This window comes from Pseudonocardia sp. ICBG1034 (assembly GCF_020131375.1).
In the GTDB taxonomy this organism is placed as follows: domain Bacteria; phylum Actinomycetota; class Actinomycetes; order Mycobacteriales; family Pseudonocardiaceae; genus Pseudonocardia; species Pseudonocardia alni.
Window position 1 is genome coordinate 391,218 of the sequence record NZ_JAHLEK010000017.1, and the last position, 20,066, is coordinate 411,283.

20 protein-coding genes are annotated in these 20,066 nt (G+C 76.2%); 9 read left to right on the forward strand and 11 right to left on the reverse strand.

What is annotated here, in order from left to right; translation table 11 throughout:
- Positions 1–77: 77 nt before the first annotated feature.
- From KPF22_RS16735 to KPF22_RS16750, 4 genes are all read left to right on the forward strand, one after another.
- Positions 78–734, forward strand: a complete 657-nt coding sequence (locus KPF22_RS16735; RefSeq protein ID WP_062402948.1) for a GntR family transcriptional regulator — start codon at positions 78–80, stop codon at positions 732–734.
- Positions 731–1,372, forward strand: a complete 642-nt coding sequence (locus tag KPF22_RS16740) for an isochorismatase family protein (RefSeq protein ID WP_224402623.1) — start codon at positions 731–733, stop codon at positions 1,370–1,372. Before KPF22_RS16735 ends, KPF22_RS16740 begins: the two co-directional genes overlap by 4 nt.
- On the forward strand, positions 1,373–2,452 hold the full coding sequence (locus tag KPF22_RS16745; RefSeq protein WP_208823614.1) for an LLM class flavin-dependent oxidoreductase: 1,080 nt from the start codon (positions 1,373–1,375) through the stop codon (positions 2,450–2,452).
- A 76-nt stretch (positions 2,453–2,528) separates the two neighbouring features.
- Positions 2,529–3,476 (forward strand): acyl-CoA desaturase, encoded by a 948-nt coding sequence (locus tag KPF22_RS16750; protein WP_374107495.1) that lies wholly within the window; start codon positions 2,529–2,531, stop codon positions 3,474–3,476.
- 21 nt (positions 3,477–3,497) lie between these two features.
- Here the strand turns inward: KPF22_RS16750 and KPF22_RS16755 are convergent, their stop codons facing one another.
- The 3 genes from KPF22_RS16755 to KPF22_RS16765 are packed head-to-tail and all read right to left on the reverse strand — an operon-like array spanning position 3,498 to position 7,197.
- Positions 3,498–4,565, reverse strand: coding sequence for an ABC transporter ATP-binding protein (locus KPF22_RS16755; RefSeq protein WP_224402624.1), 1,068 nt, complete (start codon positions 4,563–4,565; stop codon positions 3,498–3,500).
- Positions 4,562–6,151 carry an iron ABC transporter permease gene (locus KPF22_RS16760; protein ID WP_224402625.1) on the reverse strand — a complete coding sequence of 530 codons (1,590 nt, stop codon included), beginning with the start codon at positions 6,149–6,151 and terminating at the stop codon, positions 4,562–4,564. The genes KPF22_RS16755 and KPF22_RS16760 overlap by 4 nt, the downstream gene beginning before the upstream one ends.
- A 2-nt stretch (positions 6,152–6,153) precedes the next feature.
- Positions 6,154–7,197, reverse strand: coding sequence for an extracellular solute-binding protein (locus KPF22_RS16765; protein WP_224402626.1), 1,044 nt, complete (start codon positions 7,195–7,197; stop codon positions 6,154–6,156).
- 123 nt (positions 7,198–7,320) lie between these two features.
- Between KPF22_RS16765 and KPF22_RS16770 the strand changes: the two genes are divergently transcribed.
- The 5 genes from KPF22_RS16770 (at position 7,321) to KPF22_RS16790 (ending at position 12,832) form a co-directional block, all read left to right on the forward strand.
- Complete coding sequence (locus KPF22_RS16770) at positions 7,321–7,983, forward strand: response regulator transcription factor (RefSeq protein WP_224402627.1); 663 nt, start codon at positions 7,321–7,323, stop codon at positions 7,981–7,983.
- Positions 7,980–9,287, forward strand: coding sequence for a sensor histidine kinase (locus KPF22_RS33195; protein WP_224402628.1), 1,308 nt, complete (start codon positions 7,980–7,982; stop codon positions 9,285–9,287). Before KPF22_RS16770 ends, KPF22_RS33195 begins: the two co-directional genes overlap by 4 nt.
- Positions 9,288–9,377: 90 nt before the next feature.
- Entirely contained in the window at positions 9,378–11,339 is a 1,962-nt protein-coding gene (locus tag KPF22_RS16780) for an MFS transporter (RefSeq protein WP_224402629.1), read from the forward strand.
- Positions 11,332–11,958: a TetR/AcrR family transcriptional regulator gene (locus KPF22_RS16785; protein ID WP_224402630.1), complete on the forward strand. Its 627-nt coding sequence runs from the start codon at positions 11,332–11,334 to the stop codon at positions 11,956–11,958. The genes KPF22_RS16780 and KPF22_RS16785 overlap by 8 nt, the downstream gene beginning before the upstream one ends.
- Before the next feature lie 31 nt (positions 11,959–11,989).
- Positions 11,990–12,832 (forward strand): alpha/beta fold hydrolase, encoded by an 843-nt coding sequence (locus KPF22_RS16790; RefSeq protein ID WP_224402631.1) that lies wholly within the window; start codon positions 11,990–11,992, stop codon positions 12,830–12,832.
- Between the two features lie 32 nt (positions 12,833–12,864).
- Here KPF22_RS16790 and KPF22_RS16795 read toward each other — a convergent pair whose 3' ends face one another.
- From KPF22_RS16795 to KPF22_RS16830, 8 genes are read right to left on the reverse strand one after another with little or no spacing between them, the layout of a single operon-like run.
- Positions 12,865–13,719 carry an ABC transporter permease gene (locus KPF22_RS16795; RefSeq protein WP_083474056.1) on the reverse strand — a complete coding sequence of 285 codons (855 nt, stop codon included), beginning with the start codon at positions 13,717–13,719 and terminating at the stop codon, positions 12,865–12,867.
- Positions 13,720–13,723: 4 nt separating this feature from the next.
- Positions 13,724–14,572, reverse strand: coding sequence for an ABC transporter ATP-binding protein (locus tag KPF22_RS16800; protein ID WP_224402632.1), 849 nt, complete (start codon positions 14,570–14,572; stop codon positions 13,724–13,726).
- A 47-nt stretch (positions 14,573–14,619) separates the two neighbouring features.
- Positions 14,620–15,648: an ABC transporter substrate-binding protein gene (locus tag KPF22_RS16805; protein ID WP_224402633.1), complete on the reverse strand. Its 1,029-nt coding sequence runs from the start codon at positions 15,646–15,648 to the stop codon at positions 14,620–14,622.
- Positions 15,645–16,760: an amidohydrolase family protein gene (locus KPF22_RS16810; protein ID WP_224402634.1), complete on the reverse strand. Its 1,116-nt coding sequence runs from the start codon at positions 16,758–16,760 to the stop codon at positions 15,645–15,647. The genes KPF22_RS16805 and KPF22_RS16810 overlap by 4 nt, the downstream gene beginning before the upstream one ends.
- Positions 16,757–17,887, reverse strand: a complete 1,131-nt coding sequence (locus tag KPF22_RS16815) for an amidohydrolase family protein (protein ID WP_224402635.1) — start codon at positions 17,885–17,887, stop codon at positions 16,757–16,759. Before KPF22_RS16815 ends, KPF22_RS16810 begins: the two co-directional genes overlap by 4 nt.
- Complete coding sequence (locus tag KPF22_RS16820; protein ID WP_062394627.1) at positions 17,884–18,324, reverse strand: Rieske (2Fe-2S) protein; 441 nt, start codon at positions 18,322–18,324, stop codon at positions 17,884–17,886. The genes KPF22_RS16815 and KPF22_RS16820 overlap by 4 nt, the downstream gene beginning before the upstream one ends.
- A complete protein-coding gene (locus tag KPF22_RS16825) occupies positions 18,321–18,758 on the reverse strand; it encodes an aconitase X swivel domain-containing protein (RefSeq protein WP_208823593.1) in 438 nt (145 codons plus the stop codon). The genes KPF22_RS16820 and KPF22_RS16825 overlap by 4 nt, the downstream gene beginning before the upstream one ends.
- A complete protein-coding gene (locus tag KPF22_RS16830) occupies positions 18,755–20,035 on the reverse strand; it encodes an aconitase X catalytic domain-containing protein (protein ID WP_224402636.1) in 1,281 nt (426 codons plus the stop codon). The genes KPF22_RS16825 and KPF22_RS16830 overlap by 4 nt, the downstream gene beginning before the upstream one ends.
- Positions 20,036–20,066 lie beyond the last annotated feature (31 nt).

Here is a 20,066-nt window from a genome sequence, read left to right on the forward strand (position 1 = left end):
GACGTAACAACAGGTGGAGCCTTGTGCGTGACCGGCGGCACTCGTAGGTTGCATGCAGCCCGACGCCGGAGGTGACGATGGTCGACACGACTCCCCGGCGCGCCTCCGAGCGCGCCCAGGCCGCGCTGCGCGAGGAGATCCTCACCGGCGCGCTGGCCGCGGGCGCCCACCTGGGGGAGGTCGAGCTCGCCGACCGCCTCGGGGTGTCGCGCACCCCGGTCCGCGAGGCGCTGTCCCGGCTCGCCGCGGAGGGACTGGTCGAGCTGCACCCGCACCGCGGTGCGCGGGTCGCCACGTTCTCCGAGGCCGACCTCGACGACATCTTCGGCGTCCGCACCGCGCTGGAGCCGCGGGCCACCGCGCTGGCCGCCGCCCGTGCGACGGCCGCCGACCTCGACGAGCTCGACGACCTCGCCGGCCGCATGCTCGCCGTCGGCGGGCCCGGCCCCGGGCAGGACCTCGACGCCCTGGTCGCCCTGAACCGGCGGTTCCACGCCCGGCTGCTCGAGATCGCCGACACCCCCGCGCTCGCCTCCGCGCTGGCCGGCGTGGTGCACGCACCGGTCGTGCTGCGCACCTTCCACACCTACGACGCGGCGTCGCTGGCCCGCAGCCTCGCCCACCACGCCGAGATCGTCGCCGCACTGCGCGCCGGGGACGGCGGCTGGGCCTCCGCGGTGATGGTCAGCCACATCGCCAACGCCCGCGCCGTGATGACCGGGGACCGCCGGTGACCGGGTCCGGGGCGGGACCGCACGGTGCGCCGTTCTCGGGCCGGGTCGGCTGGGGCGCGGCACCGGCCGTCGTCGTGGTGGACCTCGTTGCCGCCTACACCGAACCGGACGGGCCCTTCTTCCTCGGGGACGCCGCCACCGCGGAGCGCGTCACCGGCGGCTGCGACGCCGTGGTCGCCGCGGCCCGCGCGGGCGGGCACCCGGTCGTCTGGACCGTCGTGCGCTACGCCGCCGACCTCGCCGACGCCGGGTTCTTCGCCGCGAAGGTCCCCGCCCTGTCCTGCTTCGCCGAGGGCGCCCCCGGGGACTGGGGCCGGCTCGTCCTCGATCCGGCGCCGGGCGAGACGCTGCTGGCCAAGCAGCACGCGTCCGCCTTCGCCGGGACCTCGCTCGCCGCGACGCTGCGGGCCCGCGGGGTCGACACCGTCGTCGTCACGGGGGTGTCGACGTCGGGCTGCGTCCGCGCCACCGCCACCGACGCGCTCGCCGCCGGGTTCCGCCCGGTCGTCGTCGCCGGCGCCTGCGCCGACCGCGACGCCGGCGTCCACGCCCGCAACCTCGCCGACCTCGACGCCAAGTACGCCGACGTCGCCGACCTGCCCAGCACCGTCACACAGCTGTCCACCCCGGAGGTCTGAGTGCACTACGGCGTCTTCATCCCGAACGCGACCAACGGCTACATCCTGTCCACCGGCAGCCCGCAGTACCGGCCGAGCTTCGCCCACAACGTGGCGATCACCCAGGAGGCCGAGCGCCAGGGCCTCGACTTCGTGCTCTCGATGATGAAGCACCGCGGGGCGGGCGGGCCGAGCGACTTCTGGGGCGAGTGCCTGGAGTCGTTCACCCTGTTCGGCGGGCTCGCCGCGGTGACCGAGCGGATCGGGCTCTACCCGTCGGTGACCACGCTGGCCACCCACCCGATCATGGCCGCCCGGATGGTCGCGACGATCGACGAGATCTCCGGCGGACGCTGCGGGCTCAACATCGTGACCGGCTGGAACAAGCCCGAGTACACGCAGATGGGGCTGTGGCCCGGCGACGAGTACTTCGAACGCCGCTACGCCTACGCCGCCGAGTACGTCCGGGCGCTGCGGGCACTGTGGAGCGAGGGGACCGCGACCTTCTCCGGCGAGTTCTTCTCCTTCGACGACGCCGACATGCGCCCCAAGCCGCTGCACACGCCGACGATCGTCTGCGCGGGCCAGTCGCCGGCGGGCCAGGCGTTCACCGCCGAGCACGGCGACCGGAACTTCATCATGGCCGAGCGCTCGAAGGTCGGGGACATCGCCGCCGGGGTGCGCCGGCTCGGCGACGAGGCGGGCCGCGACGTCGGCACCTACGCGCTGTACTGCATCATCGCCGAGGAGACCGACGACGAGGCCGACCGGCTGTGCGCGCACATCGTCGAGAACGCCGACCTCGAGGCGATCAGCTACATGACCACCGGGGCGTCGCTGGACACCAACCCGGACGGCACCTCGGCCCAGCTGCTGGCGTCGCTGGAGCGCCCCGCCTCGGAGGGGAACATGGCGTTCCTGTCACTGCCGGTGGTGAAGGGCTCCTACGAGCGGGTCGCGGCTCAGCTCGACGAGATCGCCGCGACCACCGGCATCGACGGGGCGCTGCTCACCTGGCCCGACTTCGTCGACGGCGTCACCAAGTTCGGCGAGCGCGTGAAGCCGCTGCTGCGGGAGGCCGCCCAGCCCGCCACGGCCTGAGGAGTCCCCACTCACGGTGCGTGAGGGGGGTTGTCCCCACTGCCCGTTCTGGTGCGAGCCGGAACCATCGGGGGGTGTGACCGACACCCGGCCCGCGCCGCGCTCCGACTTCTCCGACCGGCTCCGGCATCCCGTTCCGCACCTGTTCGTCTACGCGTTCGCGATCGTCCCGGCGATCGCGCTCGTCGCCGCGGTCCCGCTCGCGTGGGGCTGGGGTCTGACCTGGCTCGACGCCGGCCTCGCACTCGGCCTCTACGTCGTGTCCATGCTGGGGGTGACCGTCGGTTTCCACCGCTACTTCACCCACGGGTCGTTCACCGCGAACCGGCCCCTGAGGATCGCGCTCGCCGTCGCGGGCAGCCTCGCCGTCCAGGGGCCGGTCCGGCACTGGGTGGCCGACCACCGCCGTCACCACGCCTACGCCGACGCCGAGGGCGACCCGCACTCGCCGTGGCGCTACGGCACCTCCCCCGCCGCGCTGGTCCGCGGCTTCTGGCACGCCCACATGGGCTGGATCTTCGACCGGTCGCTGACCGACCAGCGCCGCTTCGCCCCGGACCTGCTCGCCGACCCCGACATCGACCGGGTCCACCGCGGCTTCACCGTCCTGACGATCCTGTCCGTGTTCGGGCCCGGCGTCGTCGGCGGCCTGGTGACCTGGTCCTGGTGGGGCGCGTTCACCGCGTTCTTCTGGGCAGGGCTGGTCCGGGTCGCGGTGTCGCACCACGTCGCGTGGTCGACCAACTCGATCTGCCACCTCGTCGGTGAGCGGCCGTACCGGGCCCGGGACCGCTCCACCAACGTCTGGCTGCTCGCCGTCCCGAGCATGGGCGAGTCCTGGCACAACCTGCACCACGCCGATCCCACCTCGGCCCGGCACGGCGTCGGCCGCGGCGAGATCGACATCTCGGCCGGGACGATCCGGCTGTTCGAGAAGCTCGGGTGGGCGTGGAACGTCCGCTGGCCGACCGAGAAGCGGCTGGCGAAGCTGGCCGCCCGGCCGGACGAGGCGGCCGCCGCCTGAGCCCGGCCCCGGGGGTCCCGCTCAGCGGGGTCCCGGGACGGCGGGCACGACGTGCACGGCACCCCGGGACCGCACGCGGCACCGGTCGCCGGGGTGCGGCACCCGGTCCGTCCCGGCCCGCACCCGCAGCAGGGTGCCCAGGTCCGGGACCCGCCCGTCGAGCAGCACGGTGACCAGCACGGCGTCGCCGACGAAGTCGACGGTGCCGACCCGGGCGGGCGCGCCGGGACCGTCGGCGCCGGCCAGCTCCAGCTCCTCGGGGCGCAGCACCGCCACCAGCGGTGCCGCCGGGACGTCCGCGGTGCGGCAGGGGGCGGCGCCCAGCGCGGTCGTGACCGTGCCGTCCTCCACCCGGGCGGGCAGCAGCACCGCGTCGCCGACGAACCCGGCGACCCGGGCCGAGGCGGGGGCGGCGTAGAGCTCGCGCGGCGGTGCGGTCTGCTCCAGGCGGCCGTCGTGCAGGACGGCGACGCGGTCGCTGACCGCCAGCGCCTCCCGCCGGTCGTGGGTGATGAGCACCCCGGTGGCGTCCGCGGCCCGCAGCGCCGCGACGACCTCCCCACGGACCTGCTCGCGCAGCCCGGCGTCGAGCGCGGAGAACGGCTCGTCGAGCAGCACCACCCGGGGGTCCGGCGCGAGCGCCCGGGCCAGGGCGACCCGGCGGCGCTCCCCGCCGGACAGGGCGTGTGGCAGCCGGTCGGCCTCGGCGGTCAGGCCGACCAGCGCCAGCAGCTCCGCGACGCGCCCGCGCGCGGCGGCGGCCGGGCGCCGGCCGGGCCCGCGACGCAGCCCGAACCCGACGTTGCCGGCCACGGTCAGGTGCGCGAACAGCGCCCCCTCCTGCGGGACGAGCCCGACCCGGCGCCGCTCCGGCGCGACGGCGGTGACGTCGTCGCCGTCGAGGTGCACCGTCCCGGCCGAGGGCCGGTGCAGCCCGGCGACCACCCGCAGCAGCGTCGTCTTCCCGCTGCCCGACGCGCCGAGCACCGACACCAGCTCACCCGGCGCGACGTCGAGGTCGATCCCGTGCAGCACCGGGTCCCGGCCGTAGCCCGCCCGCACCCCGCGCACCGACAACCCGGTCCTCATCGTCCTCCTCCCGGCCCGCCCGCGGTGGCCCGGACCAGCAGCGCCGCGGGGACGCAGGCCAGCAGCAGCAGCGCCAGCGCCGCCGGGGCGGCGGCACCGTAGGCCCCGAGCGAGGTCTGCGACCACAACCGGGTGGCCAGGGTGTCGATCCCGGTCGGGCGCAGCATGAGCGTCGCCGGGAGCTCCTTCATCGCCGTCACCGCCACGAGCAGCCCGCCGGCGGCCACCCCGGTCGCGGCCTGCGGCGCCGTCACCGACCACCAGGTCGACCACGGCGTCCGGCCGAGGGTGCGGGCGACCTCCTCGGCCTCGACCGGCACCCGCTCGACCGCCGTGCGGGTCGCTCCGAGCGCCTTGGGCAGGAACAGGATCGCGTACCCGAACACCAACACCGCCGCGGTCTGGTAGAGCGCCGGGACCAGCGCGAGAGACAGGAACACCAGGGCCAGCCCGACGACCACCCCGGGCAGCCCCTGCCCGAGGTAGGCCACCGACTCGGTCGTGGAGACCGCGCGGGACCGGTACCGGGCCGCGAGCACCCCGACCGGCAGCGCCATCGCCACCGCCAGCAGCGCGGCCGCGCCGGACAGCAGCAGCGTCCACCCGGCGGCGACGGCCAGCCGCGGCAGGTCGGCGTCCACCCCGCCGGCGGCGACGACCCGGCCGACCAGCACCGTGGGCGGTCCGACCAGCGTCACCGCCGCGACCGCGCCCAGACCGGCGACGACCGCGGCGCCGGCGGCCGGGCGCAGCCGCACCGGTGCGGCCGCGGTCGGCGCGGTGCCCGCCCGGGCCCCGGTGAAGCGGCGCCGGGCGGCCCGCTCGGCCGCGACCAGGCCGAGCGTCGCGGCGGCCAGGACCAGCGCGGTCACCGCCGCGCCGGTCCGGTCGACGGTCCCCTCGTAGGCGGCCTGCACCGCCCAGGTGAACGACTCGTAGCGCAGCAGCGCGGGCGCGCCGAAGTCGGCGAGGGTGTACAGCGCCGCGAGCAGCGTCCCGGCCAGCGCGGCGGGCAGCGCCTGCGGGAGCGTGACCCGGCAGAACGCGCTCACCGGGCCGAGGCCGAGGGTGCGGGCGGCGTCCTCGGGCCCGGTGTCGGCGGCGCGCAGGGCGGCGGCCGCGGGCAGCGTCACGTACGGCGTGCAGGCCAGCACCAGCACGACGGCCAGCGGGCCGAGACCACGGGCCTCGGGCCGGACCGCGAGCACCGCGAACGCGAGCAGGTAGGACGGCACGGCCAGCGGCAGCGCGGCCAGCACCCACCACAGCCCGGGTCGGGGCAGCCGCACGCGGACCAGCGCCGTCGCGGTGGCGAGGCCCAGCAGCAGGGAGCCGGCGCCGACGACGGCGACCAGCACCGCCGAGTTCAGCGCCAGGGTGAGCGTCCGTTCGCGCGCGAGCAGCGCGGCGACCCGCCCGGGGTCGGCACCCGCGACCCGGACGACGAGCCACACCAGGGGCAGCGCGGCGCACGCGGCGACGACCACCGCCGCGCCCAGCAGGGCACGGGGTGGTCGCCGCCGGCGCCGCACCGGGGCCGGCGGGCCGGCCGGCGCGGTGCGGGGCGGGGACCGGCGCAGCAGCACGGTCAGAGCAGCCCGACCTGCGTCATGAGCTGGGTCGTGCCGTCGAGGTCCTCCAGGTCGGCCAGGTCGAGCCGCGGCGCCCGCAGGTCGGCCAGCGCGGGCATGCCCGCGGGCCCGGCGACGCCCGCCACCAGCGGGTACTCGCCGGTCTCGCGGGCGAAGTACTCCTGGGCCTGCGGCGACACCAGGAACCGGAGCAGCTCCCGGGCCTCGGTGGACTCCGCGGCCCCGGCGAGGACCCCGGCGCCGGTGACGTTCACCAGCGCGCTCGCGGTGCCGGGCGCGCCGAACTTCAGCGCGGTGTTCGCGGGCGGGGTCTCGGCGGCGGCCACGTAGTAGTGGTTGATGAGCCCGACGTCGACGACGCCGCTGTCCACCGCCTCCAGGATCGCGGTGTTGCGCGGGAAGACCTGCACCTCGTTGGCGCGCAGTCCCTCCAGGAACGCGCGGGCGGCGTCGTCGCCCTCCTGGACGCGCAGCGCGGTGACGAAGGCCTGGAACGAGGCATTGGTCGGGGCGATGCCGACCCGGCCGCGCCAGCGCGGGTCGGTGAGCGCGGTGACGTCGGCGGGGACCTCGGCCTCGGGCACCCGGGTGTTGTAGGCCGCGACCCGGACCCGGCCGGTCAGCCCGGTCCAGGTGCCGTCGGTGGCGGTGTAGGGCGCGGTGACCGCGCCGCGCACCTCCTCGGGCAGCGGCGCGAAGGCGCCCGCCCCGGCCAGCGCGCCCAGCGCGCCGGCGTCCTGGGAGAGGAACACCTGGGCGGGGGTCGCGGCGCCCTCCTCGGCGAGCTGCGCGGCGAGCTCGGTGGTCGAGCCGTAGCGGGTGTCGACGGTGATCCCCGACTGCTGCTGGAACTGCGCCAGCAGCGGGCCGACCAGGTCCTCCTCCCGCCCCGAGTACAGGGTCAGGGTGCGCGGCCCGTCGCCCGCCGCCGGGGCCGGGTCGGCCGGGGCACCGCCGCAGCCGGCCACGAGCAGGGCGGCGGCCAGGACGGCGCCGGTGAGCACGCCGCGCCGGGTCGGTCGGGTCGTCGATGGGGTCACGTGGTCCTCCGGGGTGCATGGGGGATCCGCCCGGTTCGCCGGGTCGGTCCCTTTTCGAGCGAGGGGAGGCTAACCTCTGGCGAGGACGTCCTGATCTCCCGAGAATTGAGGGGGTGCGCGCAGGTGCTGCGGGTGCTGCTGGTCGACGACCACCGGTCGTACACCGACCTGCTCGCGCTCGGCCTCGCCGTCCACGGTGACGCGGAGGTCGTCGGCGTCGCGCACGACGCGGCGGCCGCCCGGGCCGCCCTGGCCGTCAAGGACCCCCGGCGGGCGCCGCAGGTCGTGGTCCTCGACGTGCGCCTGCCCGGGGGCGGCCTGTCCCTGCTCAGCGACGTCCACGCCGCCGGGGCCCGCGCCCTGGTACTCACCGCGCACCCGCGGCCCGGTCCGGCCCGCGAGGCCCTCGAGGCGGGCGCGGCCGGGTTCCTGGGCAAGCAGACCCCGCTGGCGGGGATCGTCGCCGCCGTGCGGACGGTCGCCGCGGGCGGCACCGCGCACCCGTCCGCCGCCGCGTCCGAAGCGACCGGGGCGACCCTGCCGCGACTGACCCCACGCGAGCTCGACGTGCTGCGCGGGCTGGCCGGGGGCCGCGACGTCACCCGGATCGCCGCGGCGCACCGGCTGTCGCCGCACACCGTGCGCGACCACGTCCGCGCGCTGCTCGGCAAGCTCGGCGCCCGCTCGCAGCTGGAGGCCGTCGTCGCCGCCGAGCGGCTCGGGCTCGTCGCCCTGGACCCCGGGGGCGAGCCGGTCCCCCGGGCCGCCGGGCAGCCCGTGCCGTGAACGCACCCGGTACCGCAGGCCCGGACGTCGTCGCCGGTCCGGACCGGCGGCTGCTGGCCCGCACCCTGGCGCGGCACGCGGTCGTCACCGCCGCCGCGGTCGCGCTGGTGTGCGCGCTGGTCGCCGCCGGGGTCTGGTGGCTGGCCCACGCCGAGGCCGAGCGGCGCGCCGAGGAGGTGTCGCGACGGGTGGCGACGGCCGTCGTCGTCGGCCTGGCCGACCGCGACCTCGCCACCGCCGGGCCCGCCGGCCGCGAACGGCTGCTGGCGGACCTCGCGCCGTTCCGGGCGACCGGGATGGTCAGCCGGGTCAAGGTGTGGCTGGTCGAGGGCCCGACGGCGCGGCTGGTGTTCTCCGACGAGGCCCGCATCGAGGGTCTGACCCGCCGGTTCGATCCCGTCCTCGCCGCCCGGCTCGACGGCGGCGCCGCGGTGGTGCTCCCCGTCCCCGACGACGGCGAGCACCGCTACGAGCACGGTGACGGGCTCCGCGAGGTCTTCCTCGGCTTCACCGACGGTGCCGGGCGCCCGGCCCGGCTGGAGGTCTACGTCCCGGTCGACGTCGACGGGGCCACCGCGCACGCCGTGGGGCTGCTGCTGCCACCCGCGGTGGCCGGGATGCTGCTCGCCGCGGCCGCGGTCCTGCCGCTGTCGGTGGCGCTGGCGCGGCGGCGCGAGCGCGAGCGGACCGAGCGCCGCGACGCCGCCCTGTACGGGCTGGCCGCCGGCGAGCTCGCCCGCCGCGACCTGGCCCGCCGCCTGCACGACGACGTGCTGCCGACCCTGGCCGGCGCCGGGCTGATGCTCGACCTCGCCCCGGCCCGGCCCGAGCTGCTGGACCGGGCCCGGGCCACCGTCGGCGACGGCGTCGTCCGGATCCGGTCGGTGCTCGACGCCCTGCACCCGGCCGACGTCGACGCCGCCGGTCTGCCCGCCGCGCTGGCCGCGCTCGCCGCCGGCGGCGACCCGCCCGCGGCAGTCGTCACGACCGGGGACCCCGCCGGGACCCTCGACGACCGCGGCGCGGTCCTGCTGCACCGCGTCGCCTCGGAGCTGCTGCGCAACGCCCGCGCGCACGCCCGTGCCCGCACCGTCGAGGTCGGCCTGCACGTCGCGGCCGGCCGGGCCCGGCTCACCGTGACCGACGACGGCACCGGTTTCGACCCCGGCCGCGGCCCGGAACCCGGCCACATCGGGCTGTTGCTCGTCCGCCGCGCGGTGGCCGACGCCGGCGGGACCCTGGAGGTCCGCAGCGCGCCGGACCGGGGCAGCACCGTCACCGTCGTGCTCCCCCGCCGCGGCTGAGCCGGCCGCTGCGCCGGATCGGTGCACGGTGTGCGCCGACGCACGTTCGGCAAAGTTGCACAGTCTGCATCTTTGGGCCAGACTCGTTGCGTGACGTCAACTACCCGCCCCGTGCGCACCCCCGAGGAGGCCGCGGCCCACCGCCGCGACGTGCTGCTCCCCCTGACCGGCCTGCTGATGGCGCTGTTCGTCGGCGTGCTGTCCAGCACGATCGTGTCGAACGCGCTGCCCCGGATCCTGGGCGACCTCGGCGGGACCCAGGCCGAGTACACGTGGGTGGTCTCGGCGTCACTGCTGGCGATGACGGCCTCGACCCCGATCTGGGGCAAGCTCGCCGACCTCTACTCCAAGAAGCTGCTGGTCCAGGCCGCGATCGGGATCTTCCTGATCGGCTCGCTGCTCTGCGGGCTGGCGGTCTCCACCGGGCAGCTCATCGGCTTCCGGGTGCTGCAGGGCCTCGGCATGGGCGGGCTGCAGGCGCTGACCCAGGTCGTGATCGCGGCGATCATCACCCCGCGCGAGCGCGGCCGCTACATGGGCTACCTCTCGGGGATCATGTCGATCGCCGTCGTCGGAGGTCCGCTGCTCGGCGGCATCATCGTCGACTCGCCGCTGGGCTGGCGCTGGTGCTTCTTCGTCGGCGTCCCGCTGGCCGCGCTCTCACTGCTCGTGCTGCAGCGCACCCTGAACGTGCCCACCCCCGTCCGCGCCGACGGCGAGCGCCCCAGCATCGACTACCTGGGCGCCACCCTCATCGCCGCCGCGGTGTCGGCGCTGCTGCTGTGGACCTCGCTGGCCGGCAAGCAGTTCGGCTGGGCCTCGCCGACCTCGTTCGGCCTGATCGGCGCCGGCCTGGTGCTGCTGGTGGGCGCGATCGTCGTCGAGCGACGGGCCACGGACCCGGTCGTGCCGCCGTTCCTGTTCCGCGACCGCACCGTCGTGCTCGCCACCGTCGCGAGCCTGTTCGTCGGCGTCGCGATGTTCGGCTCCACCATCTTCCTGTCCCAGTACTTCCAGCTCGCCCGGGGCGCCAGCGCCACCGAGGCCGGACTGCTCACCCTGCCCATGATCGTCGGCATGTTCGGCGCGTCGAACGTGGCCGGCCAGCTGATCACCCGCACCGGCGTCTGGAAGCGCTACCTCGTCGGCGGCGCGGTCTCGCTGACCGCGGGCCTGGCGCTCGGGGCGGCGGTCATCTCCTCGACCGCGCCGTACTGGCTGGTCGCGGTCGCGATGGCACTGGTCGGCATCGGCGTCGGCACCACGCAGCAGAACCTCGTGCTCGCCGTGCAGAACACCGTCGCGCTGCGGCACATGGGCGCCGCGAGCTCCACGGTGACGTTCTTCCGCTCGCTCGGCGGCTCGGCCGGCGTCGCGGGGCTGGGCGCGCTGCTCGCCTCCGTGGTCGGGTCCCGGACCGCGGCCGGGCTGGCCGACGCCGGCGTCGACGGCGGGGCGGCCGTCGGCGGCGGGCAGGTGCCGCACCTGGCCGACCTGCCCGAGCCGGTGCGCTCCATCGTCATGGAGTCCTACGGCCACGCCACCTCGATGATCTTCCTGGTGGCCGCGCCGCTGGCCTTCCTGGCCCTGCTGGCGATCCTGGCCCTGCGCGAGGTCCCGCTGCGCGACACCCTCGACATCGCCAAGCCCGCCGACCCCGCGGCCGGTGCCCCGGCCACCACCCCGGCCCCGCCGACCGGTCCGGTGCTGCACGGGTTCGTGCGGGCCGACGGCGCCCCGGCGGGCGGCGCCGTGCTGACCGTCCTCGACGGCACCGGCGACGAGCTCGGCCGCACCCGCGCCGACGCCGACGGGCACTACCGCATCTGCGTCGCCACCGGCATCGTGTCCACCGTGTACCGCTGGGAGGGCCGTCCGGCCGCGCGCCGGGTGACCGTCGGCGCGGACGGGCTCCGACTCGACGTCGACCTGTCGGCCGGCACGCCCGCCGACGGCACGGCACGCACCACCGACGGGCATCCGGGCCGGCACGAGCTCGTCTCGGTCATCGAGGCGCCCGAGCGCGAGCGGACGGGGGCCGACCGTGGCTGAGCAGGCCGCCCCCGGGCGTCGCGAGCGCAAGAAGGCCGCCACCCGGGCTGCGCTCGCCGCCGCTGCGCTGCGGCTGTGCAGCACCCACGGCCCGGACGCGGTGACCGTCGAACAGATCGCCGACGCCGCCGACGTCGCGCCCCGCACCTTCTTCAACTACTTCACCTCGAAGGAGGAGGCGGTCGTCGCGGGCTACGCGTCGTCGGCGGACACCCTGCTGACCGCGTTCGCCGCCCGCCCCGACGACGAGCCGGTCACCGAGTCGCTGCGGCACGCGCTGCGCGCCGTGGTCACCGACCCCGGCTACCTCGACCGGGTGCAGGCGCTGCGGGCGCTGCGGGGGCACCCGGCGATCGTCGCGCACCAGATGGCCGCGTTCGCCGCCCAGGAGCGGGCGCTGGCCGACGCCGTCGTCGCCCGGACCGGGTCCGACCCGGCCCGCGACCTCTACCCGACCCTGGCCGCGGCCGCCGCGGTGACCGGGCTGCGCGTCGCGGTGCAGCACTGGCTGGGCGACCACGGCACGGACCCGCGCTCGCCGTCGCTGACCCAGCTGGTGGACGAGGCCATGGCCGTGTTCGACGCCGGCCTGCGTGCCCTGGCGGGGGCCCCGGCCTGACCCGGCGGGCGGCCGGGAGAGGATCACCGGCGTGCCCGTCACCACCGTCCTGGACCGCCCGGCCCCGGCACCGCTGGAGCTGACCCTGCACCCGGTGCCCGACCCCGGTGCGCCCGTGCTGCTGGTCGTGCCCGCGATGGGGATGCGGGCGTCGTTCTACACCCCGCTGCTGGGGGCGCTGGCCGACGCCGGCGTCGCCGCCGCGGTCAGCGAGCTGCGCGGGCACCAGGCCCGCCCCGCTCCCCCGCCCGGGCGCCGCCACGACTTCGGCTACGACGACCTCGTCGGCGACCTCGCCGCCGCCGTCGAGGCGGTGCACTCGGGGCGGCCCGGCGCGCCGGTGTTCGTCGTCGGGCACAGCCTCGGCGGGCACCTCGCCACCGCGTACGCCGCGCGGCACCCCGACCGCGTCGACGGTGTCGCCCTCGTCGGGTCGGGCAGCGTCGACTGGCGGGTCTGGGGGCCCGCGCACCTGCTGCGGACCCAGGCCGTCGTGGCCGCGGCGATGCTGATCGGGCACTTCCCGGGCGACCGGGTCGGCTTCGCCGGGCGGGAGGCCCGCGGGCAGATGCGCGACTGGGGCCGGTGGGCCCGCACCGGGCGGCTCGCGTTCGGCACGCCGCGGGTCGACCACACCCCGTCGATCGCCGCGGTGCACCTGCCGGTCCTCGGGATCGGGTTCGAGCGCGACGGGCTCGCCCCGCCCGCCTCGGTCGACGCGCTGCTGGGCATGTTCGGCGCGGCCACGGTGACCCGCCACCGGCTCGACGTGCCCGCGGCGCGCCCGCACTTCGGGTGGGCCCGCGAGCCGGCCGCACTCGACGTCGTCGTGCCGCTGCTGACCGGCTGGGCCCGCGACGCCGCCGGGGCGTGACCCCGGCGGCGTCGGCGTGCGGGCGCCGCGGCTCAGACCCCGGTGTTCACCGACTCGTGCCACGGGATGACCAGGCGTTTCGCGGTGGTCACCATCAGGTAGAGCAGTGACCCCAGCACCGCGAGCAGCACGATCACCGCGAACAGACGTGGCGCGTCGAGGGCGTTGAGGCTCGACACCACCAGGTAGCCGAGCCCGGCGCTGCCGCCGAGGTACTCACCGACGATCGCGCCGATCACCGAGAACACGATCGCGACCTCGGCGCCGGCGAACACGTACGGCAGGGTCGCGGGCAGCTCCAGGTTCCGGAACGTCGCCCAGCGCGAGGCGCCCAGCCCGGTCATGACGTCGCGGTGCCCGCGCTCGACCGAGCGCACCCCGAGCATCACGTTGAGCATGATCGGGAAGAACGCGAGCAGCCCGGCCATGATGATCTTCGAGGTGGGGCCGAAGCCGAACCAGATCACGAAGATGGGCACGAACGCCACCTTGGGCACCACCTGCAGCGCGACCAGGGCGGGCTGCACCGCGCGGCGCAGCCACTCGATCCGCCCGAGCAGTGCGCCGACGCAGACACCGGCGACGAGCGCGGCGCCGAACCCGACGAGGACCTCGAGCAGCGTCACGCCGATGTGGCCCCAGATCGCCGGGTCGGCCAGCAGCTCCCCCAGCGCGCCGACGACGGCGGCCGGTGCGGGCAGGATGAACTCCGAGACCCCGACCACCGAGACGGTGAACTGCCAGGCCCCCACGAGCAGCAGCAGGAGCACCGGCCCGGAGATCCACGGCAGGCGCCGCAGCCAGGGCGACTCCTTCTCGGGGCCGCCGGGGTCGGTGACGGGGGTTGCCGGGTCGGTCGCCGGAGCGGGCCGTTCGGTCGTGGTCATCGGTTCAGTCCTCCCGGTCCAGCTCGGTGCGCAGCCCGGCGACCAGCGCGCCGAACTCCGGTGTCGTCTCGGTCGCCGCGGACCGCGGCCGGGGCAGGTCGATCGTGGTGATCGACCGGATGCGTCCCGGGCGCGGGGTCAGCAGCACGACCCGGTCGGCCAGGAACACCGCCTCGGGGATCGAGTGGGTCACGAACACGACGGTGGCGCCGGAGACCGCGTGGATGTGCTGCAGCTCCAGGTTCATCCGGTCGCGGGTCAGGGCGTCCAGCGCACCGAACGGCTCGTCCATCAGCAGCACCGACGGGTCGCAGGCCAGGGCACGGGCGATCGCGGCCCGCTGGCGCATGCCGCCGGACAGCTCCCGCGGGTAGGAGTCCTCGAACCCGCCGAGCCCGACCGTGGCGCACAGCTCGGCGGCCCGGGCGCGACGCTCGGCACGCGGCACCCCCCGCAGCTTCAGCGGCAGCGCGACGTTGTCGGTGATCGTGAACCACGGGAACAGGTTCGCCTCCTGGAACACCAGGCCGAACTCGGCGAAGACCGCGTCGTCACGACGGCCGGCGGCCCATGCGGGCCGTCCGCCCGCCTCGACCAGCCCCGCGGACGGGGCGAGCAGGCCGGACAGGATCCGCAGGAGCGTCGTCTTGCCGCAGCCCGAGCGCCCGACCAGCGAGACGAACTCGCCGCGGGCGACGTCCAGGTCGATCCCGGACAGTGCGCGCACCTCCCCACGCCGGGTCGGGTACACCTTGTCCACACCGGACACCCGCAGGCCGACCGCGCCCCCGGTCGGGGCCGCGTGCACCCCGGAACGGGTCGCGGTCGCCTGGGTCGCTGTCTCCTGGGTCATGCTCGTCTCCTGCTCCGCTGCCGGGGACCGTCGTGTCGTCGGGGTGCTCATCGGGCACCCTCCGTGCCGTTCAGGCCGGCGTCGAGCCACTGCGACGGGTCCAGGCCGGCGGGGACCTGACCGACCGAGGACACCTCGTCGTAGGTGGCCTGCCAGCGCTGCGGGGAGATGCCGGTCGGGCCCTGGCCCGCCGCGTAGCCGTCGACGTAGGCGGCGAGCGCGGCGCGGGCGACCTCGGGCCGGTCCAGCGCCGAGACCTGGTACTTCGAGCCGATCAGCCGCAGCGTCTCGGCGAAGCCGCCTCCCTCGTCGGCGGTGATGAACGCGGTGGCGTCGGCGATCGCCGCGAGGTAGCGGCGCAGCTTGTCCTGCTCCTGCGGGTCGGTGGCGGTGGCCTTCGAGGTGGCGTAGATCTGCGACCCGGCGGAGATGGCGTCGTTGGGGTCGTAGACGACGGCCTCGGGGCGGGTGGCCTGCAGCAGCATCGCGGTGTCGAGCGAGACGATGAACGCGTCGACGCGGCCGGTGTTCACCAGGTCGAACACGCCGGGGCTGAGCCCGACGACCTGGCGGCGCAGCTCGGCGGGGGCGATCCCGGCCGACCCGGCGACGAGGTCGAGGGTGATCGAGCTGGTGCCGCCCTCCGACGGCGTCCCGACCAGCTTGCCGCGCAGCTGCGCGGCGTCGGTGACCGGCGCCCGCTGCGAGGAGACCAGACGCAGCGGCCCGTTGTGCACCACGCCGCCGATCGCGACCAGCGGTGCGCCGCGCTCGCCCGCGGCGACCATCGTCTCGATGTCGCCGATCCGGGAGATCTCCGCGGACCCGGCGAGCAGTGTCTGGATGGCCGGCGCCGAGCCCTGGGTGGCCTCGAAGGTCACGTCGAGACCGTGGGCGGCGAAGAAGCCCTTGGTGTCGGCGATCATCTCGGCGGCGTAGCCGAGCGACTCCATCGGCAGGATGTTGAGGAAGGTGATCCGGTCGCGGCCGTCCTCACCGCCGCCCGCGCCGCATCCGGCGAGGACGAGGCAGGCGGCGAGCAGGACCGCGGCGAGCCGGGTCGTCGTGCGGGTCATCGGGGGACCTCCGGTGCGTGCTGGGTCGACGCGAGGGACGGCGTAGGTGGGGCGACGGTGTCCGTGCTGCGGTACCACGCGGTGGCGTTGCCGTGGCGGACCGCGGCCCGGGCGGCGGGGTCGAGGGCGGCGAGGAGACGGGCCACCCCGTCGCCGTGGCGGTGCGGGTGGTCACCCGCGTAGAGCAGGAGCCCGGCGGCGCCCAGGACGTCCAGGGCGTCGTGCAGCTCGCCGGGGTCGCGCGGCAGGTGGACCGGCGCGGTGGTGAACCGGACCTGCTCGCGGACGTACTCCGACGGCATCCGGTCCACCCACGGCACCTCGCGGCGGATGCCGCGCCACTCCTTGTCCAGGCGCCACAGCAGCGGCGGCAGCCAGGACGAGCCGCACTCGGCGACGGTCACCCGCAGATCCGGCAGCGCGCCGAGGGCGCCCTCGGCGACCAGCGACACCAGCTGGGACTGGGCGACCTGCCCGTGGGACAGGTAGTCCTGCAGGTAGGTGTGGGTGAACCCGGTCGTGGTCGGGGCGCTGCCGACCCGGCCCCAGGCGTGCAGGGTGACGACCAGCCCGGCCGCGGCGGCTGCGGCGAGGACCGGCCGGAACACCGGGTGCCCCCACCGCAGGTCGTGCCCGCGCACCGGGAGCAGCACCTGCACGAAGCGCGGGTCGTCCGCCCGGCGCTCGATCTCGGCGACGGCCGCGGCCGGGTCGCCGAGCGGCACCGCGACCGAGCCGCGGGCGCGGGGCTCGTGGTCGAGGAACCGCTGCGCGGTCCAGGTGTTCACCGCCCGGCACAGGGCGGCCTCGAAGGCGTGGTTGCGGCTGACGTCGAACGCGGTGGTGCAGGTCAGGACCGCCGTACTGACCCGGCCGCCCCCGGGTGCGGGCGCGTCGAGGACCGCGGCTCGCAGGGCCGCGACGTCGTGCGGGGCGGGCCCGTCGACCATCGCGGGCGGGTAGGCGCCGGCCTGGACGGGGTCGGCGCGCAGGGCGGCGCCCGCCGCGTAGTCACGCCAGTACGGGCTGAGCAGTTCCGCGATGTCGGCGAACGACGCCGGCGCGACGTGGGTGTCGGCGTCGAAGAACTCCTCGGGCGGGTCGGCGCTCATGCCTCGCTCCCGGGCAGGGTCAGGCCGTAGAGGCGGGCGGCGTTGGCGGCCGCCATCGGCCGGCGCAGTGCTGCGGGCAGCACCCGCAACGCGGTGATCGGGTCGTCGAAGTCCCAGTGCGGGTAGTCGGAGGAGAACAGGATCCGGTCGGTCATCCCGGTCTGCTCCCAGGTCGTCGCCAGGTGTGCGGGCACCGGCGGCTCGTCGATCGGCTGGGTGGTGAACCACACCCGCTCGCGCACGACCTCCGACGGCGGGCGGGTCAGCCACGGGACGTCGTCGCGGCACAGCTCCCAGGCGTCGTCGAGCCCCCAGAGCAGCGACGGCAGCCAGGACACCCCGCCCTCGACGAGCACGAACTGCAGGTCCGGCACCGCCTCCAGCACGCCACCGGCGACCAGGCCGGTGAGCGCGACGGCGACGGCGTTGCCGTACCACGCGTGCTGCTCCAGATAGAACGACGGCCAGCCGTCCCCGCGGTGACCCTCGGTGCCGCCGAGGTGTATCGCCACCGGCAGCCCGTGCGCGGCGGCCGCGGCGTAGATCGGCCGGTACTTGGCGTCCGACCACGGCAGGAACGTCCCGCTGGGGAACAGGACCTGCACGAACCGCGGGTCCGCGGCGCGGCGCTCGATCTCGGCGACGGCCTCCGCCGGCGACTCGTGCGGGATGCAGATGCTGGCCCGCAGCCGCGGCTCGGGGTCGAGCCAGTCGGTGACCAGCACGTCGTTGTACGCGCGGCACAGCGCAGCCGCGAACGCGGGCTCCTCGGCGCCCGCGGTGTGGCCCTGCATCGGGATGAGCACCCCGGCGACGACGTCGTAGGGGTCGAGCAGCTGGCTGCGCATCAGGTCCAGGTCACTGCCCGGGGGCCGGACGGCGCTGCCGGGCGGGCCCGCCTCGGGATGGGAGTCGCGGCGCATGCCGCCGTGCCGGACCCGGGGGTAGACCGCGGGCGGCGGCGCGCCGCGCAGCCCGAAGCGCAGGAACCGGCGCCGCCAGGGCTCGGGCAGCGCGGCCGCGAGCCGGTCGGCGGTGACGACCGGGTGGATGTCGGCGTCGACGATCGGGGTCCGGGCGCGACGCCGGGCGGGGGCCCGGCCGGTGACGGGTGCGGTGCTGGTCATGACGCCTCCTCGGTGGTGGGACGGCGGCCGGTGTCGACGACCACCCAGCGGTCCTCGACGGTCACCTCGAAGGTCTCGGCGGTGTACGGACCGGGTGTCATGCCCGGCGGGCCCGGCTCGACCGACGCCGGGAGGCTGCGGGCGGGCGCGTCGCCGGGCTGGTACGAGAGGCCGGTGCGCACGTCGTACTCCCAGCCGTGCCAGGGGCAGGCGACGAGCACGTGGCCCTCGTCGAGCCGCACGTCCGAGGGACCGGTCGCCACCGGGGCCCCGGCGACGGAGCCGCGGCACAGCGGGCCGCCCTGGTGCGGGCAGTGGTCGGCGAGGGCGTAGTAGTCGTCGCCGACCCGGAAGACGCCGATCGAGCGGGTGCCGACCCGCACCACGCGGTGCTCGCCGGGGGCGAGCTCGTCGGCGGGCAGCACGGCGAGCCTCACGTCCCCTCCCCCGCCCCGGCCAGCAGCTCGACCGTGCCCGCGGTGGCGTCGAGCCGGATGCGGTCGCCGGTGCGCAGCACCTGCACCGGGTCGGCGTCGAGGTCGGCCAGGGCGGGGACCCGGGTGACGACGGCGCCGAGCGCGGCCTTCGTCGTGGTGACCGTGAAGACCATCCCGAGCGGGGCGGTGCCGAGCAGCCGGGCGCTCTGGAAGAACGCCGACCAGCCCGAGGACCCCTTGGCGCCGGGGAACACGAGGATCTTCCCGGTGAAGCAGACGCCCTGCAGGGCGTGCCGGGCCTCGACGATCGTGCCGGTCGCCGGGTCGATGCCGCCCCAGCCGGAGATGGTCTCGGGCGACACCAGCGCCTCGCCGGTGACCACGCCGGGCACCACGGTCCGCCCGCGCAGGACGGTCCCGACCGTCGCGGTCATCGCAGCTCACCCGACCAGCGGCCGGTGACCGCGGCCTGCACGCAGTCCTCGGTGGTGCCGAACCACGCCTCGATCCCGAGGATCGCGGGCAGGTAGTGGGCCTGCTTGGCGGAGTCGGTGGCGAACACCCGGGTCCCGGGCGGGGCCAGGCGGGACATCGCCGGGCAGGAGTCGGTGAGGACCTTCGCACCGGCGGCCTCGATGACGGCGGTGTAGCCGCTGCGCTCGGCCACCGCGGCCAGCGCCCGCGGCGCCATGATCCACAGCGAGGTGCCGTCGTGCAGCCTGCGGCCGTCGAGGAGCCGGGCGACGTCGCGGATCTGGTCGAGCGAGGCGTGCGGGCAGCCGAGCAGGACGAAGTCGACCTGCGTGCTCGTGCCCTGGTCGTTGAGCCGGGCGTAGGTGGCGGCCCGCTCGGCCGCGCCGTAGGTGACGACCTCGGCCGGGGTGGTGCCGCCGAACGCGGCCTCGACGGTTGGGGCCTCGGGGGTGACGCCGGGGACGTGGTACATCTCGACCCCGCCGGAGGAGGCGGCCGCGGCGCCGAAGTGCTTGAGGTCGGTGAGGTCGGGCAGGGCGAGGTCACCGGTGACGACCGGGCGGGCCTCCTGCACGACGTCACCGGTGAAGTAGCCGAGCAGGCCCCAGTCGAGGAACCCGCCCACCGGGGTGTCGACCCGGACCAGGTGGGTGCCGCGCCGGTGTTCGTCGTGGTGGTTGCCCCAGCACGGGACGCGCCCGGTGAGGCTGGCCGCGCCGGTCGACGCGGTGCCCTCGCAGTTGGTGCGGGCGCCGAGCACGGAGTTGGCGTAGACGACCGCGGAGGACTCCATCCAGGCGCAGTGCTCGCCGCGGACCGGGAGGTTCCCGACCTGGTAGGGCGTGCAGGTGGCGAGGATGGAGACGCCGCGCCGGCCGTAGAAGGTCTCGGCGTCGGCCTGCAGCTCGACGAACCGGGCCGGGTAGGGCGCGACGGCGGCCGCGTCGGCGCCGAAGCCCTGCTGGAGCTGGCAGGTGGGCACCGCCATCGGCGGGATCTCGTGGGTCTCGTCGCTGTCGAGGTTGATCACCGAGAAGGCGCGGTCCCAGCCACCCTCGGCGACCAGGCGGGCCTTGAGCGGGGAGGGCTGGGTGGCGGTCCCGGCCACGTTGCGGACCGAGCAGAGCCGCTCGGCGTCCAGTGCCTCGGCGTAGCGGGTGAGCAGGTCCATCGCGGCGGCGACGGCGGGCCCCTCGGCCCCGTCGAGCATCCTGCGGTCGTCGTCGGTGAGTATCACGGGGCGCCTCCGGGCATCGTTGCCTGTCTCC

Excerpts from the sequence above, each read along its gene's own strand:
- KPF22_RS16735 (WP_062402948.1), top strand. The coding sequence starts at position 78 with ATGGTCGACACGACTCCCCGGCGCGCCTCCGAGCGCGCCCAGGCCGCG.
- KPF22_RS16755 (WP_224402624.1), bottom strand. The coding sequence starts at position 4,565 with ATGAGGACCGGGTTGTCGGTGCGCGGGGTGCGGGCGGGCTACGGCCGG.
- KPF22_RS16795 (WP_083474056.1), bottom strand. The coding sequence starts at position 13,719 with ATGACCACGACCGAACGGCCCGCTCCGGCGACCGACCCGGCAACCCCC.
- KPF22_RS16800 (WP_224402632.1), bottom strand. The coding sequence starts at position 14,572 with ATGACCCAGGAGACAGCGACCCAGGCGACCGCGACCCGTTCCGGGGTG.
- KPF22_RS16805 (WP_224402633.1), bottom strand. The coding sequence starts at position 15,648 with ATGACCCGCACGACGACCCGGCTCGCCGCGGTCCTGCTCGCCGCCTGC.
- KPF22_RS16810 (WP_224402634.1), bottom strand. The coding sequence starts at position 16,760 with ATGAGCGCCGACCCGCCCGAGGAGTTCTTCGACGCCGACACCCACGTC.
- KPF22_RS16815 (WP_224402635.1), bottom strand. The coding sequence starts at position 17,887 with ATGACCAGCACCGCACCCGTCACCGGCCGGGCCCCCGCCCGGCGTCGC.
- KPF22_RS16825 (WP_208823593.1), bottom strand. The coding sequence starts at position 18,758 with ATGACCGCGACGGTCGGGACCGTCCTGCGCGGGCGGACCGTGGTGCCC.